The 415-nt window shown below is 82.2% G+C and carries 1 pseudogene; it reads left to right on the top strand.

Features of this window, described 5'->3' with window-relative positions:
* Nucleotides 1-2: 2 nt before the first annotated feature.
* A pseudogene (locus AC2CHG_RS31785) lies at nt 3-415 on the top strand (hypothetical protein); the annotation flags it as partial.

Genomic DNA, 415 nt, shown 5'->3' with positions numbered 1-415 from the left:
CGCTGGCCGTGGCGGCCCCGGCGCCGCCGGCCGCCCCGGACGGCACCGCCGTCTCCGCCCCGGCCGCGCCGTCGTCCACTGCGGCCTCCGCGGCGCCGCGGCCCGCTGTCGTCGTGCCGTCCGGCCCGCTGACTGTCGGGCAGCGGGTCACCGTCACGCTGCGCGGCTGGCCGGCCGGTCCGGTCCACCTCACGGTCTGCGGTAACGAGGCCCGCCGGGGCGCGCTCGACTGCGCCAACGAGCAGGGCACCACCGTCCAGGCGCCGGCGGGCACGACGGTGGCGCCGATCGTGCTGGCGGCGCCACCCGTCGCCTGTCCCTGCGTGCTGCGCGCGCATGCGCTGACCGGCACCGTCCGGGCCACCGCCGCGCTGCCGGTCCGGGGCGTGACCGCCGCCCCGGCGCCCGCGCCGGC

Source organism: Micromonospora sp. ATLC20 (assembly GCF_057196585.1).
Note: the sequence above shows the minus strand (reverse complement) of the source record. Positions and strands in the feature narration are given on the sequence as shown.